This is a genomic window from Polaromonas sp. DSP2-3-2b2 (assembly GCF_049895905.1).
In the GTDB taxonomy this organism is placed as follows: domain Bacteria; phylum Pseudomonadota; class Gammaproteobacteria; order Burkholderiales; family Burkholderiaceae_C; genus Polaromonas.
In genome coordinates this window covers 44,994-60,120 of the sequence record NZ_JAFCTH010000011.1, presented here as the reverse complement: position 1 = coordinate 60,120, position 15,127 = coordinate 44,994, and the positions used below count along the sequence as shown (strand labels likewise).

Annotated in this window: 17 protein-coding genes; 2 read left to right on the top strand and 15 right to left on the bottom strand. The window is 60.6% G+C overall.

Annotation, left to right across the window (positions count from 1 at the left end):
• Window positions 1-300 precede the first annotated feature (300 nt).
• From ACP7AD_RS11200 to ACP7AD_RS11130, 15 genes are all read right to left on the bottom strand, one after another.
• Window positions 301-1,761, bottom strand: coding sequence for a DegQ family serine endoprotease (locus tag ACP7AD_RS11200; RefSeq protein WP_426147392.1), 1,461 nt, complete (start codon window positions 1,759-1,761; stop codon window positions 301-303).
• A 139-nt stretch (window positions 1,762-1,900) separates the two neighbouring features.
• Window positions 1,901-2,884: a MucB/RseB C-terminal domain-containing protein gene (locus ACP7AD_RS11195; RefSeq protein ID WP_426147390.1), complete on the bottom strand. Its 984-nt coding sequence runs from the start codon at window positions 2,882-2,884 to the stop codon at window positions 1,901-1,903.
• 78 nt (window positions 2,885-2,962) lie between these two features.
• Entirely contained in the window at window positions 2,963-3,580 is a 618-nt protein-coding gene (locus tag ACP7AD_RS11190; RefSeq protein ID WP_426147388.1) for a sigma-E factor negative regulatory protein, read from the bottom strand.
• 93 nt (window positions 3,581-3,673) lie between these two features.
• Window positions 3,674-4,309 (bottom strand): RNA polymerase sigma factor RpoE, encoded by a 636-nt coding sequence (gene rpoE / locus ACP7AD_RS11185; protein ID WP_426147386.1) that lies wholly within the window; start codon window positions 4,307-4,309, stop codon window positions 3,674-3,676.
• A complete protein-coding gene (locus ACP7AD_RS11180; protein ID WP_426147384.1) occupies window positions 4,306-4,857 on the bottom strand; it encodes a hypothetical protein in 552 nt (183 codons plus the stop codon). Before ACP7AD_RS11180 ends, rpoE begins: the two co-directional genes overlap by 4 nt.
• Before the next feature lie 47 nt (window positions 4,858-4,904).
• Window positions 4,905-6,152 carry a beta-ketoacyl-ACP synthase II gene (gene fabF / locus ACP7AD_RS11175; RefSeq protein WP_426147382.1) on the bottom strand — a complete coding sequence of 416 codons (1,248 nt, stop codon included), beginning with the start codon at window positions 6,150-6,152 and terminating at the stop codon, window positions 4,905-4,907.
• Between the two features lie 78 nt (window positions 6,153-6,230).
• Complete coding sequence (gene acpP, locus ACP7AD_RS11170) at window positions 6,231-6,470, bottom strand: acyl carrier protein (protein WP_011802442.1); 240 nt, start codon at window positions 6,468-6,470, stop codon at window positions 6,231-6,233.
• Window positions 6,471-6,640: 170 nt separating this feature from the next.
• Complete coding sequence (gene fabG, locus ACP7AD_RS11165) at window positions 6,641-7,387, bottom strand: 3-oxoacyl-ACP reductase FabG (protein WP_426147380.1); 747 nt, start codon at window positions 7,385-7,387, stop codon at window positions 6,641-6,643.
• Window positions 7,384-8,334, bottom strand: coding sequence for an ACP S-malonyltransferase (fabD, locus tag ACP7AD_RS11160; protein ID WP_426147379.1), 951 nt, complete (start codon window positions 8,332-8,334; stop codon window positions 7,384-7,386). The genes fabG and fabD overlap by 4 nt, the downstream gene beginning before the upstream one ends.
• Before the next feature lie 90 nt (window positions 8,335-8,424).
• Window positions 8,425-9,132, bottom strand: coding sequence for a hypothetical protein (locus tag ACP7AD_RS11155; RefSeq protein WP_426147377.1), 708 nt, complete (start codon window positions 9,130-9,132; stop codon window positions 8,425-8,427).
• Window positions 9,050-10,417: a sialidase family protein gene (locus ACP7AD_RS11150; RefSeq protein WP_426147375.1), complete on the bottom strand. Its 1,368-nt coding sequence runs from the start codon at window positions 10,415-10,417 to the stop codon at window positions 9,050-9,052. The genes ACP7AD_RS11155 and ACP7AD_RS11150 overlap by 83 nt, the downstream gene beginning before the upstream one ends.
• Window positions 10,418-10,501: 84 nt before the next feature.
• Window positions 10,502-11,479, bottom strand: a complete 978-nt coding sequence (locus tag ACP7AD_RS11145; RefSeq protein ID WP_426147373.1) for a beta-ketoacyl-ACP synthase III — start codon at window positions 11,477-11,479, stop codon at window positions 10,502-10,504.
• 4 nt (window positions 11,480-11,483) lie between these two features.
• Complete coding sequence (gene plsX, locus ACP7AD_RS11140) at window positions 11,484-12,596, bottom strand: phosphate acyltransferase PlsX (RefSeq protein WP_426147372.1); 1,113 nt, start codon at window positions 12,594-12,596, stop codon at window positions 11,484-11,486.
• An 85-nt stretch (window positions 12,597-12,681) separates the two neighbouring features.
• Window positions 12,682-12,864, bottom strand: a complete 183-nt coding sequence (rpmF, locus tag ACP7AD_RS11135; RefSeq protein ID WP_011802449.1) for a 50S ribosomal protein L32 — start codon at window positions 12,862-12,864, stop codon at window positions 12,682-12,684.
• 227 nt (window positions 12,865-13,091) lie between these two features.
• The gene (locus tag ACP7AD_RS11130) at window positions 13,092-13,664 is read right to left on the bottom strand and encodes a YceD family protein (RefSeq protein ID WP_426147369.1); all 573 of its coding nucleotides are present in this window, start codon (window positions 13,662-13,664) and stop codon (window positions 13,092-13,094) included.
• 25 nt (window positions 13,665-13,689) lie between these two features.
• Here ACP7AD_RS11130 and ACP7AD_RS11125 point away from each other — a divergent pair, with 25 nt between their 5' ends.
• Both ACP7AD_RS11125 and ACP7AD_RS11120 read left to right on the top strand, forming a co-directional pair.
• Entirely contained in the window at window positions 13,690-14,361 is a 672-nt protein-coding gene (locus tag ACP7AD_RS11125) for a Maf family protein (RefSeq protein ID WP_426147367.1), read from the top strand.
• Complete coding sequence (locus ACP7AD_RS11120) at window positions 14,358-15,122, top strand: SAM-dependent methyltransferase (protein WP_426147365.1); 765 nt, start codon at window positions 14,358-14,360, stop codon at window positions 15,120-15,122. Before ACP7AD_RS11125 ends, ACP7AD_RS11120 begins: the two co-directional genes overlap by 4 nt.
• Window positions 15,123-15,127: the final 5 nt, after the last annotated feature.

Sequence of the window (15,127 nt, the reverse complement as noted above, 5' to 3'; positions counted from 1 at the left end):
TTGCAGGAAAAATAAACAGACCACGGCCAAGAGCATAAAAAAAGGCGCGTCTTGCAATGACGCGCCCTGAACCAACCATCTATGGCAACTGCGAGAGTTGGAGCTTCATTGTAGGCAAAAAGCCGGGGGCGACCCGTTTCAACATCCGCTGTTGCCGACCTTGACAGGTTACGGGTTTTTCCTTAGCTTGGTCGGTTGGCAAGAAAACTGCGCGAACGCCGGTGTGAAAGACTGCTGAAATGCTGCTGCATTGTAACGAGCCTCACCGCCAAACCGGTTTCGAGGCTCTGCAGCAAACCGTCAGCGCGCCGGCTTGATGATGACAAATTGCGCCAGTTCACCGCGGCGGACCAGCACGGTGGTGTTTTTGGTCTTGTCAATTTTCGCCAGCGCCGCTTCAAAGCCCTTGACGCCGGTGACTTCGGCATTGGCTATCGAAACGATCACGTCGCCTTCGCGCAGCCCGGCCTTGGCCGCAGCGCCATCGGCCGCATCGACCTTGACGCCGCCCTTGACATTGAGTTCCTTTTTCTGCGCTTCGGTGATCTCGCTGACCGACAGGCCCAAGGCCTGTGCGGGGCCGGCCACGGGTGGCTTGGACTCGGATTTGGCAGCCGGACGAGCAGGCTTGTCGGCCTCGATCTCGGCAATCGTGACGGACAGGTCCTTGCTGGCGCCACGCCGGAACACGGTAACCGTGACCTTGGTACCCGGTTTGACATTGCCCACCATGCGAGGAAGGTCGCTGGCCTTTTCAATCGGGGTCCCCTCGAACTTCGTAATGATGTCGCCCGCTTCGATGCCCGCCTTTTCGGCAGGCGCGCCGCTTTCGACACCCCGCACCAGCGCGCCCTGCACTTTGCCAAGTCCGATGGACTCGGCCACGTCCTTGGTGACCTGATCGATCTGCACGCCGATGCGCCCCCGCGTTACCTTGCCACTGATGCGCAGCTGCTCGGACACGCGCGTTGCCTCGTCAATGGGAATTGAAAACGAAATGCCCTGAAAACCGCCGGAGCGCGAATAAATCTGGCTGTTGATGCCGACCACCTCGCCGCGCATGTTGATCAAGGGGCCGCCCGAGTTGCCGGGATTGATGGCCACGTCAGTCTGGATGAAAGGCAGATAGTCGCCGGTATCGCGCTGCTTGGCGCTGACGATGCCTGCCGTCACCGTGTTTTCCAGCCCGAACGGCGAACCAATCGCCATCACCCATTCGCCTACGCGCAGGCGGCTGATGTCGCCAATCTTGACGGCTGGCAGGCCTGCGGCTTCGATCTTGACGACGGCCACATCGCTGCGTTTGTCGGCGCCAATGAGTTTGGCCTTGAATTCGCGCTTGTCCATCAGGGTGACGATGACCTCGTCCGCACCATCAACTACATGCGCGTTGGTCATGACCAAGCCGTCGGTCGTCAGGATGAAGCCAGAACCGACGCCGCGCGGCTGGTCTTCATCGGGCTGGCCAGGCTCGGCGCGCGGCCCACGCGGCATGTTGGGCGGTACAGGAATGCCGAAGCGCTTGAAGAACTCCAGCATTTGCTCGTCGAGGCCATTGGTAGCCGACGACGCCTTGGCTTTTTCAAGGGTGCGGATGTTGACCACCGACGGCCCGACCTGGTCGACCAGGTCGGTGAAGTCAGGCAATGTGCGGGTTTGCGCCCACACCGGCGTCACCGGCAGCACAGAGGTTGTCGCGGCGATGGCCATCATGCCTGCGGCCAGGTAGGGGCGCAGCGGTTTAAGGTTCAATTCACGCATTTTCAGCCTTGTCATCAGTAGAGTTGTATCGAGCAAACCGGTAAAGTTTCAAACAAACAGGTAAATGGGAATTGGCAGGGGCAAGGCAAGTGCCTGCAGTACCGAATCATCGAAAATTTTCGGTCACGTCGCCAGATCCTTACCTTTTACGCTCTAGCGCGCTGGCAAACAGCTGCAGGGTCGTGACCGGAACTTCACCCACCAGGGTGATCCAGTGGGCATCCAGCTGCTGCGTCAGGGTCTGGGTGGCGCCGAGGGAAAGTGCGGACTCGCGCACATGCCGCTGCCGATCGAACGGTTCCACGAAAATCGACACCGATGCCAGGCCATCTGAAAAAATCCACTGCAGTGGACCATCGCTGGCTACACCCTTTCCTGCGGTGCCTGCTGCGAAAGCCGGTCGCTTGTAGCAGCTCATGGCATTGAAACCTGCAACGGGCGCCTTCAATGCCCAGCCTTCAGCGGCTGCCGTTGTCTTGACCAGCGCAGGCTTGTCAAGACGATAACCTTGCACCTTGCCCATCATCTGGATCAACTGGCTCATGCTGACGGGTGCATCAAGCTGAAGTTCTGAAAATGCCGCTTCTTCAATGACCTTCCCGTCGGTATCGAGCGTCTGGAGCTTCACGATCAAGCCATTTTTGCGCTCGCTCCAGACCCGGTAACCAAAACGCAACCGGTCCCTGGGAACGAGCATGATGATGTCGGCGTCGACGCCCGCCACCCGCTCCAGGCCTTCCTGCCGAAACTTGTAGAAGTCGGCAATGCGGCTGTCGGCCGACTGGAACAACTGGGGAAACAGCCCCAGCGACTCGCGTTTTTCACTGCGCGCCACCTTGTGCTCCGGCATGAAGGTCGTAACCTGGTCGTTGTGCCGAAAGATGGAACGCGGCGCACCGGTCAGGGTTTCGACCCGCTCGACCTGTTGCGAACCTTCGCAGACATGCCATATCTTGGCGCTGGACATGTTGCCGTCCGCTGACACCACGAAGGTTCCGACATAGGAGCGGTTGACGGAAGCCTGGTGCATTCGCATCAGCCAGTCATTCAGGCTACGCACCTCTGCAGGCGATGCCGCTGGCGGCACGGCAACCGTCGGCACTTGGGCTGCTACATAATTCATAGCTGCGAGTGCATACAGGGCAAGCGCAAGAAGCCTTAAATGCTTAAAAATCATGGATTTCAGGAAGTTTTCTGGCAGTTAACGCACGCTGGCAGCCTGTGCATTGCCGGGCGTTTCAAAAGTCGCGTTGCGCAAAAAGCCAGAGGACTCCTGCAAGGCCGAAGCCGCACCAAACTGCCTGTGCGCCGCAAGCAGCTCCTCTAGCCGGGCATCGCGCACCACAGGCCCTTGAGGTGAAGTGACCACGATTTGCGGCGAGGAAGCCTGCGCCAGTTGCGGCCTTGAGGCCGGCGCCATCAGCCCGGACGCATTCCATGCAATGGCGGAAACAGCAGCCAGGGACGCCACACCCGCCACCAGTTTCCAGCGGAAACTGCCGTCGTTTGATGCCGGTCCACGGTGATGAACCATCTCGGAGGAAGCAGGCCAGCGCGCGCTTGGGGCCGCCACCGGGGTGGCAACCGTCTCTTGGGCTAGTCGCGCGCTGAGCCTGCTGGCAAACCCGATTTCCCCACCCACCGCCGGGGACGATGCACGCTGGTCAGCCGGTGAGCGCAGAACGTCGCCAATCAGGTGGTAGGTGTTCCAGCATTCGAGCGCAGCATCGTCCCGGCCGCAGGCCTCAAGCGCAGCAGCAAAGTCCTGCCCGCTTAGCTGGCCGTCCGCCAGCGCAGAAAGAAGTTCGGGGGTGGTCATGTGTGGTTTCATGGTGATTTATGGGCAGCGGGTCTGCCGGTTCTTGTTCACTGACTGCCTGGGCTGGCGAATGACTGGCGGTAGACAACAAACTTACCAGCGTTTGCCTGTCTGGTTTTCCAGCAAGGGCCTGACCTTTGCAGAAATCGCCTCTCGGGCCCTGAAAATGCGTGACCGCACCGTACCAATCGGACAATTCATGGCTTCGGATATCTCCTCATAGCTCAAGCCTTCAATCTCCCGCAGGGTGATCGCTTCGCGCAATTCCTCCGGCAAATCCTGCATCGCCTGGTTGATGATGTTGGCGATTTCCTTGCTGGCCAGCACCGCTTCAGGCGTTTCAGGACTGGTTAGTTCGTTCTCAACCCGGGAAGTTTCATCGTCATCGTCGGATTTGTAGGCATTTTCAGAAACGGTGGGATTTCGCTTCAGGTCCATCAGGGCTTTCTTGGCCGTATTGACTGCAATCCGGTAGAGCCAGGTGTAGAACTGCGCTTCACCCCTGAACTGCCCCAGGGCGCGGTAAGCCCGTATGAAGGTTTCCTGCGCAATGTCTTCCACCAGATCGACATCGCGAACCATGCGCCCGATCAGGCGCTGGATGCGCCTCTGGTATTTGATGACCAGCAGCTCAAACGCCTTTTGGTCGCCCGCGACCGTGCGTTCGACCAGCAGCGCATCGCTGTCGTCGGCTTTCTCGGCGGCAGCCGGGAGCAGGCCATCGCTCATGGTTTGGCCTGCGGAACATGTTGGTATTGCATAGCCTTTGATGGTGCCACAGCAGGCGGCGGCGAATCGGAAGAGTCCACAGGCACAAAGTCGTGCGCAGGCAGGGATGCACGCGACTTGTGCGGCGAATACACGGCGCGGCGAAAATCCAGCCAGCGCTCAGGCATGGCGTTTTGCTCGACCCACAGCCACAGGCTGGCACCGTCGGGATTTTCAAGCCGCAGCAAAAGCCGTTGCTGAAAATCAGCAATCACCGACAGCGCATGCTCACCCACGCCGGTCTGGTAGCCGGCACTTTCCCAACGCCAGACATGGCCGTCCCACGCCAGCTGGCCGCCAGGAAGGTTTTTCCAGGTGGTTCGAGCGGCAAGGCCTGCAAGCAGCACGGAAGAACCGGCCAGCAGCATTCGCCAGTCGGGCTGGCGCATGACGTTCCACCACAGCAGCACTGAAACAAGGCCGGCAAGCCAGAGGACCAGCAACAAGCCGCCCAGAAAAGGCGAACGCCCGAGCGGGTAAACCACCGGCGGGGCATTGTGGCGATTCAAGGCAGTGCGTGCTTGGGGTCGGCGCTGCTGAAAATGACCCGTTGCGCTCAGACGCGCTTGAATACCAGCGTGCCGTTGGTTCCGCCAAAGCCGAAATTGTTTTTGACGGCAATGTCGATGGTGGCATCACGCGCGGTGTTGGCGCAGAAATCCAGGTCGCACTCTGGATCCTGGTTGAAGATGTTGATGGTTGGCGGGATTTTCTGGTGATGCAGCGCAAGCACCGTAAACACCGATTCGATGCCACCAGCACCGCCCAGCAAATGGCCGGTCATGGACTTGGTCGAACTGACCACCAGCTTGTCCTTGGCATGCGCGCCAAAGGCTGCCTTGATGGCATTGGTTTCATTCAGATCGCCCAGCGGCGTGGACGTGCCATGCGCGTTGAGGTAGTCAACCTGATCCGCATTGACGCCGGCATTCTTCAGGGCCATGGCCATGGAACGGCGCGGGCCGTCGATGTCTGGCGCCGTCATGTGGTAAGCGTCGGCACTCATGCCAAAGCCCAGCACTTCAGCGTAAATCTTGGCGCCCCGCGCCTTGGCGTGTTCATATTCTTCGAGCACGACCACGCCGCTGCCCTCGCCCAGAACGAAGCCGTCGCGGTCCCTGTCCCAGGGGCGCGATGCTGTCTTGGGGTCTTCATTGCGCGTTGACAAGGCCCGGGCCGCTGCAAAGCCGCCCACGCCCAGCGCCGATACCGTGGCTTCTGCCCCGCCAGCAACCATGACATCACAGTCGCCGTATTCGATCATGCGTGCCGACAGGCCGATGGCATGCAGTCCCGTCGTGCAGGCGGTCACGACGGCGATGTTGGGGCCCTTGAAACCAAACTTGATCGATACATGACCGGAGATCATGTTGATGATGGTCGCCGGCACAAAGAATGGTGAAATGCGGCGCGGGCCGCGCTCCACCAGTTCGCCGTGCATGCGCTCGATCAGCGGCAAGCCACCAATGCCTGAGCCGATATTGCAGCCGATGCGGGTCGCCAGTTCGTCGCCTAGGGCGTCGCCGGTCGGCAAACCGCTGTCAGCCACGGCCTGGCAGGCGGCGGCCAGGCCCAGATGAATGAAGCGGTCCATGTGCCGGGCTTCTTTTTCGGGAATGTAATCCGCGATGTTGAATCCCTTCACCTCGCCTGCGAATCTGCAGGCAAGGTTGCTGGCATCAAAATGGGTAATATGGTCAATGCCGGGCGTTCCGGCAAGCACATTGGCCCAGGAATCGGCCACGGTGTTTCCTACCGGGCTGACACAACCCAGACCTGTCACAACGACACGACGACGGCTCATTCAGTAATCCTGGATAAAAAAACCTGAAAAAACTACGCTCAGGCTTTTCAGGTTGATGACGGCAAAGGCGCGAAAGCCTTAGGCCTTGTGATGGGTGTTTGCGTAGTCAATCGCGTTCTGGACGGTGGTGATTTTCTCGGCGTCTTCGTCGGGAATTTCAATGCCAAACTCATCTTCGAGTGCCATGACCAGCTCTACGGTGTCAAGGGAATCAGCGCCCAGGTCGGCCACAAAGGACTTTTCGCTGGTGACTTGACCTTCTTCAACGCCGAGTTGTTCGGCAATGATTTTCTTAACACGTGCTTCGATATCGCTCATAAATCCCTCTGAGGGTTGTAAATTAATCCGTGATCTTACCGCGTTGGGATTGTCTTCCCAAGCACCGGGCCGGACGGATAAAAGCCGGCTTCGATTTCCTGTGTTTTACCACTCTCAAGCTGAGCCTTGCAGGTCGGCTTTCCGAACCTGACGCTCAAACTCTGCTGCTATTACATATACATGCCGCCATTGACATGAAGTTCCTGCCCCGTGATGTAGGCGGCCTGCGGACTGGCCAGAAAAGCCACCGCATGCGCGATGTCCTGCGGCTTGCCGAGGTGTCCGAGCGGAATTTGTCCAAGAAGCGCTTTTTGCTGCTCCTCGGGCAAGCGGGCCGTCATGTCGGTTTCTATAAAGCCTGGTGCCACGCAATTGACCGTGATGCCGCGCGATCCGAGTTCTCGTGCCAGCGCACGCGTCATGCCGGCAACGCCAGCCTTGGCAGCGGCGTAATTGGCCTGCCCGGCATTACCCGAGGCGCCCACCACCGACGTGATGCTGATGATGCGGCCATAGCGCTGCTTCATCATGCAGCGCATCACGGCCCGGCTCATGCGAAACACTGCCTTCAGGTTGGTGTCAAGCACTGCGTCCCAGTCATCGTCCTTCAGGCGCATGGCCAGCATGTCGCGGGTAATGCCAGCGTTGTTCACCAACACCTGCAAGCCGCCGAATTCGGTCACGATGCGGCTGACCAGCGCCTCGCTGGCGGCTGCGTCGTTCACATCAAGAACCTGTCCAGAGCAGCCGGGGTAGGCGGCCAGCGTACGGCTGATTTTCGCGGCGCCTTCGTCGGTGGTGGCTGTGCCGGTGACCTTCAGGCCCCTTTTGGCAAGTTCCAGTGCGATGGCCGCGCCTATGCCGCGCGACGCGCCGGTGACCAAGGCGGTCTGCCCTTCAAATTTGATGTCGCTCATGCCAGCAACTCCTTCACTGCAGCCAATGAAGCGATGTCAAACAGCGGCGCACCGGTCAGTTCCGGGTCGATTCGTTTCACCATGCCCGCCAGAACCTTGCCCGGCCCGCACTCGACCAGCGTTGTCAAGCCCTGCGCCTTGATGGCCTGCACGCATTCGACCCAGCGAACCGGACCAAAGGCCTGCCGGTAGAGCGCATCACGGATACGGTCGGCATCGGCTTCGACGGTGACATCGACATTGTTGACGACGGGAATCGTGGGAACGGCAAACTCGATGCCGGCCAGCTGCTCCCTGAGCCTGTCGGCCGCCGGCTTCATCAGGCGGGAATGGAAAGGCGCCGACACCGGAAGGGACAAAGCCCGCTTGGCACCGTTCGCCTTGAGAATTTCGCAGGCCTTGTCCACGGCCGCCTTGCTGCCGGCAATCACGGTCTGCATCGGGTCATTGAAGTTGACGGCTTCGACAATTTCAGTCGTATCAGAACCAAAGGTTCGCACGGCTTCAACACAACCTTCCATGACTTTGGCGGCCTCCATGCCCAGGATGGCGGCCATCGCGCCCGCGCCGACAGGCACCGCGTCCTGCATGGCCTGCGCCCGAAAGCGGACCAGGGGAGCGGCCTGCGAAAGGCTCAGCACACTTGACACTACCAGCGCCGAGTATTCGCCCAGCGAGTGGCCAGCCACCACGGCAGGAGCGATGCCGGTTTCGGCCATCCATACGCGGTAAGCGGCCACGCCAGCCACCAGCATGACCGGCTGGGTATTGGTGGTCAGCGCCAGCGCCTCCTTGGGGCCGCTCTTGATGAGCTGGCCTATATCTTCAGCCAATGCGTCGGAAGCTTCCGCCAGCGTTTGCCTGACGACAGGGTGATCGCCCCACGCGTCCAGCATGCCCACAGACTGGGAGCCCTGACCGGGAAAAATAAAAGCAAACGATTTCAAATGATGACTCCGGTTATCAATCGCATGGTGAAAATTGCGCTCATTGTAGAAAGGTGAATGGCTGGTGGACCGGGTTGTTTTTGCGCTGCATCAAGGCGGCGAAGGCCGTGCAGCCGGGGCGCGAAGCAAGTACCGGTGCCGCACACCCCTCACGCCAGCTTTCACGCATTGAATCATTGCCAGAATGGCTAGCCAGGGGTCCATCAGGTAATCCCAAAGATTGCCGGATTCCATCAATCCTGCGACCCAGCCGAGCAGCGCCAGGCAGACCAGCGCCGGCAAAAGCCGCAAGCCGCCGATCCAGCATGCAAGCGACAGTATCAGCAGAATGCCAAGCATGCCAAACGAGCCCAACCCTGGCCGATAGGCATCCCAGTCGCCCCATCCCAGGGCTGTTGGATACAGAACGGCTGCGCCCGCGGCAAGGGCCATGAACAAAGCCAGACCTTCGCGCTGGGCCATGGCAGGCCAACCGAACAAGCGCCGGCACAGACTGAGACAAGCCAGCGCCACCAGCGTTGTGCTCAGATCCGAACTGACGCCCCTGACAAACGCCAGAACCGGCAATTGGGCAGCACCCACCGGAAGCCAAAGCACTGAAAAAACTGCAAGCATCACGACCCATTGGGCCGGCCGCGTGATGTCGCGCTGGCGGACCAGCAGACGCAGGACGGCGGCGCACAGCACCAAGTCAACCCCCAGGAGGGCCAGCAGATCAGTGAGCGGCGGAAGCGGCATGGCGTGCGGCTGGCGAGGCAGCATCAGGTTGAAGGACTTGCCGGGGATCGAGCCGGACATGCTTGATGCGGCTGCGGTGCCAGGTATAAACCAGATGCAGGTAGCCATCGCGGCTTTGCAGCAGGTAGGGGTAAGAAAACTCCTGCAAGCAAGTCGTTGAGCCGCACAGCTGGCGTTTGGCGCTGGCGATATCAGCCTGTATCTGCGCCTGGCTGGCGCCCTGCTTCTGAAGTTCATCGCCCAGCAGGCGTTCATAGTCGCTGACTGACAAAAGCGTTTCGGGCGTGGGAGACGATTCCACGAACCACGGAATGACGCCTTCGAATGAGCCTGCCGCATTGGCGTGCAGCAGCGCCAGCATTTCGCGATTTTTGGGTTTTGGGTTCAGGGCAAGCCACTGCTGGCCTGCGGCGGTCACGACACCGGCCAGCGCCGAATCCGGGTTCGGCCAGGAAGTGGCATGGGTTGCTGACCAGGTTTTTCCTGCATCGACGGTTTCGGATGCCATCACGGCGGTGCTGCTGCCCGAACGCATGTAAACCTGCGCTTGCCTTGCACTGCTGACCAGCACGACGGGCTGCAGGCTGTTCTGGCTGCCCGGGATGCGGACTTTGTCGATCACCTGCCCCTGGGAACCAAGGTGCAGGATTTCGGCAAACTTGGTGACGAACTCGTGGTACACCGGCAGGCCAAACTGGCCATTCTGGTAATAAACCGGCGCGCCCTTGACCAACGTGCTGATATTGATAAAAGGCGAGGTCACCAGCCGCCGGGCAGGGCTCCAGGAGTCGCCATCGTCCATGGAACGCGCCCAGCTGATGGAACTGCCAGCCCATCCACCCACCGACACATTGACCATCCAGAGCACCAGCGAGCCGTCGGGCATGCGGGCGATCACCGGATTTCCTATTTTTTTGACATAGCGCCACAAATCCTGCTGAAGCTGCTTGCGGTCAAAAAGCGTGGTTTCCTCGCTCCAGCGCAGGCTTGCAGCGTCCATGACCGATGTTTTTATCGCCACATCCCCTGCCCCCTCGCGCGAACCCGAGAACCATACGGCGCGCAGGCGGCCGTCACGCAGTTCAACCAGAGACGCGGCATGCACAGCCTGCCCGGGGGCGGAGGAAACAAACCGGGCGTCGAATTCGAAACGGCCGTCGGGAGAGCGTTGCCGGAGGGGTACGGTCGTTGCAGGGCCGCTGGCCTGGGCGGCTGGTAAAGCACTTGCCGCGGACGCTTCCTGCCGGGGAAGGAGCAGAAAATCCGGCGCCGGCGGGCGGCTAGCAATTTTCCAGCCCGCCACAATAAAAATCGCCAGCAGCGCCAACGCCGCCAGCAAATCCATGCAGCGTGCAAAGCCTGGCCTGCGGACGTTCAAGCAGCCCCCAGCCCGAAAGGCGCGCATCCGTGAAGGCAGCAGAGCACCATTTCAGTATTTGAGAAGCACGGCACCCCAGGTGAAACCGCCGCCGACGCCTTCGAGCATGACGATGTCTCCCTTTTTGACCTTGCCGCTGCGCACCGCTTCGTCCAACGCCAGCGGAATGGATGCCGCCGAGGTATTGCCATGCTGGTCCACCGTGACAATCATTTTTTCCAGCGGAAGTTTCAGTTTTTTGGCCGTGCTGTGCATGATGCGCAGATTGGCCTGGTGTGGAATCAGCCAGTCAATATCCGCTTCGGTGAGTTCTGCCTTCGCAAGCGCGGCCCGGGCAGCGCTTTCGAGCATCCCGACGGCCAGTTTGAAGACCGCCTTGCCATCCATGGTGAGGAGCGGGCTGCCGAGCACCTGACCGCCCGATACATGGCCGGGAACGCAAAGGATGCCGACATGCTTTCCATCGGCATGCAGGTCGCTGGCCAAAATCCCGGGCGTTTCCGAAGCTTCGAGCACCACGGCGCCCGCGCCATCGCCGAACAGCACGCAGGTAGTGCGGTCGGAAAAATCGAGGATGCGCGAAAACACTTCCGCGCCGACCACCAGCGCCTTGCTCGCCGCGCCGCTCTTGATCATGGCGTCCGCCACGGTCAAGGCATAAACGAAACCGCTGCAGACCGCCTGCAGGTCAAAGGCGGGGCAACCGGCGATTCCAAGCTTGTGTTGCAAGATGCAGGCAACCGAAGGGAACACCATGTCAGGCGTCGAGGTAGCCACGATGATCAGGTCAATGTCGGCAGCCTTCAAGCCGGCGGCTTCGATGGCACGCTTGGCCGCTTCAAGCCCGAGGTCGCTGCTGGTCACGTCAGGCGCGGCAAAGTGGCGCGCTCTGATGCCAGTGCGTTCGACAATCCATTCGTCAGAGGTCTCGACACCCCTGGTGGCCAGGTCGGCGGCCAGTTGGGCATTGGTCAAGCGGTTCGGCGGCAGGTAGCTGCCGGTGCCGGTAATGCGTGAATAGCGGGTCATTGGATTAGTGCGCCGGGGTTGAAACAGGAGATTCGGCAGGCAGGCAGGAAACTGTCTGCGCGTCGTCGGTGGATACAGCCCCTCTGGCGGCTACCAGCAGGGGCGCTGCATGGGCAATGCGTTCGCGCACCCTTTCCAGCAAGTTGTTCCGGGCTGCATCATAAGCCCGGCCCAAGGCCTGCTCGAATGCAAAGACGTCCGCCGAACCATGGCTTTTGAAGACCAGGCCACGCAGGCCGAGCAAGGCCGCGCCGTTGTAACGCCTGTGGTCAAACCGCTTTTTAAAGGCAGAAAGCACCGGATAAGCCACCAGCGCCGCCATCTTGGTCAGCAGGTTGCGGGAGAACTCGGCCTTGATGTAGTCGCCGATCATGTGGGCCAGGCCTTCGCTGCTCTTGAGCGCCACATTGCCGACAAAGCCGTCGCACACGACCAGATCGGTCGTGCCCTTGAAAATGTCGTTGCCTTCGACATTGCCATAGAAATTGATATCGCCCGAATCAGAAGCGGCCCGCAGCAGCTTGCCGGCCTTCTTGATCATGTCGCCGCCCTTGATCGCTTCTTCCCCGATGTTGAGCAAGCCCACCGTCGGCGAAGGAATGTCGGCAATGGCCGCAACCAGCGCCGAACCCATCACCGCGAACTGCAGCAAATGCTCCTCGGTGCAATCCACATTGGCGCCCAGGTCGAGCATGGTGGTGGCCTTGCCCGCCGCATTGGGCAACTGTGACGCTATGGCGGGGCGGTCAATGCCTTCCAGGGTCTTGAGCACATAACGGGCAATCGCCATCAGCGCGCCGGTATTGCCGCCCGAGACGGCCACCTGGGCGCGCCCCTCCTTGACCTGGTTGATGGCCACGCGCATTGAGGAATTCTTCTTGCGGCGCAGGGCGATTTCAATCGAATCGTCCATCGTGACCACCTCGCTGGCGGCAACGATCTCGCATCGGGCTTGCGCCAGCAACTGGGCATGCAGGGGATGGGCTGCAAGCACCTCGGGCTGGCCCACCAGCAACATTTCGGCGTCCGGATGCGCCCGCAAAAAGGCCAGACTGGCAGCGAGGGTGACATCGGGACCAATATCGCCTCCCATGGCATCGACAGCAATCCTGATCATGCGCGGACCGGTTCAGTCAAGAATTGAAATTCAGGAAAAAGAAAGGCCCGCAGGATGAGTGCGGGCCATGGCTTGGAACGTGAAATTACGCTTCAGCTTTTGTTTTCAGCACCTTGCGGCCACGGTAAAAACCGGTGGGGCTGATGTGGTGGCGCAAATGGATTTCGCCCGTGGTGGACTCCACGGCGATGCCCGGCACGTTCAGTGCGTTATGCGAGCGGTGCATACCGCGCTTGGAAGGGGACTTTTTGTTTTGCTGGACAGCCATGATTCGCTCCTGCTAGGGTGATAGTGTTGGTAAATTTCGCACCAAATTTCGAAGTCTGGTGAACTGCATTGCTCTGTTCGAGCTAGAGAAGCCAGCATCACTACCTTGGTACGCGAAGCCTCGGATTATAGCCCGATACCGAAAAGCATCCTGCGCCGGTTGATTGGGCCGTTCACACGGCTACCCGGTAAGCACAAGCTGCGCACCCTGAAAAAAGGGCAATCCGGCTACTGGCTTTTCTTTTTCAGCTGGGCCAAAACGGCAAAAGGATTGGGCTTTTCGCCCGACGGCACTTCTTCGCCGTTCTGGCCAGCACCATCGGCCAGCGCGTCCTCGCCGACCTGCATGACGGGCGCTACCGGGCATTCGTCATGCATCGGCACCAGCGGCAGCGCCATCAGCAGTTCGTCTTCCAGCACCGCGAGCAGGTCGAAATGCGGCGCCATGACCAGCAAGTCCTCCTCGGACTCGTCGTCCTCGGCCATGGCAATCTCTTCGGTAGCAACGAAACGGTACCACTGGTCAACCTCTAGCAGCGTGGCTACCGTGCCCATGCAGCGCTGGCAGACCAGCGGGACCGATGCGGTAGCCAGCAGGTGCAGCCAGACATCGTCCTCTGTGCCCGAGCCCGGACGTAACTCGGCACGAGCTTCCCAATTAAGCATCAAATCAGGCGCTAGCGCTTGTGCCTCCTGCGTCAGGCGCTCCATATTTTGTAGCGGAGTGGTTTCGATGAGCGGAACGCCTTCGCGGGCAAAGGCTTGCATGTTCAGCCGGGTGGCGTGGTGAGATTTGGACATGCGTGCAGTGTAAGAGAATCAGGGCATGAACCCTGCGACCCTTTCTTCCCCTGCACTCCCCGAAAAACCCGATCTTCCCGCTAACAGCCACCCGGCAGGCCGGCCACTGGTGCTGGGCTCCACCTCGCCCTACCGGCGCGAGTTGCTCCAGCGACTGCAAATCCCTTTCGCGGTGGCCGCGCCAGAAGTTGATGAAACGCCACTGCAGCATGAAACGCCGGACGCGCTTGCCGGGCGTCTGGCGCTGGCCAAGGCGCGCGCCGTGGCCAGGAATTTTCCGCAAGCCGTCGTGATCGGTTCCGACCAGGTGGCGGACCTGAACGGGCTGGCGCTGGGCAAGCCGGGCAACCATGAACGGGCGGTCGCTCAGTTGCGCCAAATGCGCGGCCAGACCGTGATTTTTCAAACGGCGGTGGCGGTGGTTTGCCTCGAAAGCGGTTTCGAGCAAACCGCACTGGCGGCCGTCCGGGTGAAGTTTCGCGAACTGGACGATGCCGAAATTGAAAATTACCTGCGCGCCGAGCAGCCCTACGACTGCGCTGGCAGTGCCAAGAGCGAAGGGCTGGGCATTGCGCTGCTCGAATCGATTGACAGCGACGATTCGACCGCACTGGTCGGCCTGCCGTTGATCCGCACCTGCAAAATGATCCAGGCCGCCGGCATTGTCGTGTTGGCAAACCGCAGGGCCGCCCCATGAGCATCGCCAAGGGAAAACTCTACCTGGTGCCAGCACCGCTTGATTTCGGCTGCGACAGCCAGGCCCCGTTGCAGGACGTGATGCCAGCCGGTACGCTGCAGGTAGCGGCCCGGCTGTGCTGCTGGATCTGCGAGAACGCCAAAAGCACGCGCGCCTACCTTAAGCGCATCAACGAGCTGCATCCTTTGTCCACGCCGGTCCAGGCGCTGCAGATTCAGGAGTTGCCGCGCGAAGTGCATAAAAAGGGCGACCACAGCGGCCACTTTGATGCCCGGCCGCTGCTGGCAGCCGCCCTTGAAGGTCGCGACATCGGCCTGGTCAGCGAAGCCGGAATGCCCGCCATTGCCGATCCGGGCTCGTCGGTGGTGCGCGCTGCGCATGACCTCGGGATTCAGGTGCAGCCGCTGACAGGCCCGATGTCGCTGATGCTGGCGCTGGCGTCAAGCGGACTGAATGGACAGAACTTCGCGTTTGTCGGCTACCTGCCACAAGACCCTTCCGGCCGCGCCCAGCGCATCCGCGAACTCGAATCGCTGGCACTAAAGACAGGCCAGACCCAGATATTCATTGAAACGCCCTACCGCAATGCCGCCCTGCTTCAGGGTCTGCTGCAAACCCTGCAGGGCAACACCCGGCTTGCCCTGAGCTGCGGCATCACGCTGGACGGCGGTGTATCGCGCAGTGCGCTGGCGAGCCAGTGGAAACGTGACAAACCGACGCTTCCGCTCGATTTGCCCACCGTGTTCTGCATTGGCCGGTAATCAAG

What these genes read in the sequence shown, in the direction of transcription:
- ACP7AD_RS11150 (WP_426147375.1), bottom strand. Translation starts at nt 10,417, where the DNA reads ATGGATTTGCTGGCGGCGTTGGCGCTGCTGGCGATTTTTATTGTGGCG.
- ACP7AD_RS11145 (WP_426147373.1), bottom strand. Translation starts at nt 11,479, where the DNA reads ATGACCCGCTATTCACGCATTACCGGCACCGGCAGCTACCTGCCGCCG.
- fabG (WP_426147380.1), bottom strand. Translation starts at nt 7,387, where the DNA reads ATGAGCGACATCAAATTTGAAGGGCAGACCGCCTTGGTCACCGGCGCG.
- plsX (WP_426147372.1), bottom strand. Translation starts at nt 12,596, where the DNA reads ATGATCAGGATTGCTGTCGATGCCATGGGAGGCGATATTGGTCCCGAT.
- ACP7AD_RS11200 (WP_426147392.1), bottom strand. Translation starts at nt 1,761, where the DNA reads ATGCGTGAATTGAACCTTAAACCGCTGCGCCCCTACCTGGCCGCAGGC.
- acpP (WP_011802442.1), bottom strand. Translation starts at nt 6,470, where the DNA reads ATGAGCGATATCGAAGCACGTGTTAAGAAAATCATTGCCGAACAACTC.
- ACP7AD_RS11190 (WP_426147388.1), bottom strand. Translation starts at nt 3,580, where the DNA reads ATGACCACCCCCGAACTTCTTTCTGCGCTGGCGGACGGCCAGCTAAGC.
- ACP7AD_RS11155 (WP_426147377.1), bottom strand. Translation starts at nt 9,132, where the DNA reads ATGTCCGGCTCGATCCCCGGCAAGTCCTTCAACCTGATGCTGCCTCGC.
- ACP7AD_RS11130 (WP_426147369.1), bottom strand. Translation starts at nt 13,664, where the DNA reads ATGTCCAAATCTCACCACGCCACCCGGCTGAACATGCAAGCCTTTGCC.
- rpoE (WP_426147386.1), bottom strand. Translation starts at nt 4,309, where the DNA reads ATGAGCGATGGCCTGCTCCCGGCTGCCGCCGAGAAAGCCGACGACAGC.
- rpmF (WP_011802449.1), bottom strand. Translation starts at nt 12,864, where the DNA reads ATGGCTGTCCAGCAAAACAAAAAGTCCCCTTCCAAGCGCGGTATGCAC.
- ACP7AD_RS11125 (WP_426147367.1), top strand. Translation starts at nt 13,690, where the DNA reads ATGAACCCTGCGACCCTTTCTTCCCCTGCACTCCCCGAAAAACCCGAT.
- fabF (WP_426147382.1), bottom strand. Translation starts at nt 6,152, where the DNA reads ATGAGCCGTCGTCGTGTCGTTGTGACAGGTCTGGGTTGTGTCAGCCCG.
- ACP7AD_RS11120 (WP_426147365.1), top strand. Translation starts at nt 14,358, where the DNA reads ATGAGCATCGCCAAGGGAAAACTCTACCTGGTGCCAGCACCGCTTGAT.
- ACP7AD_RS11195 (WP_426147390.1), bottom strand. Translation starts at nt 2,884, where the DNA reads ATGAATTATGTAGCAGCCCAAGTGCCGACGGTTGCCGTGCCGCCAGCG.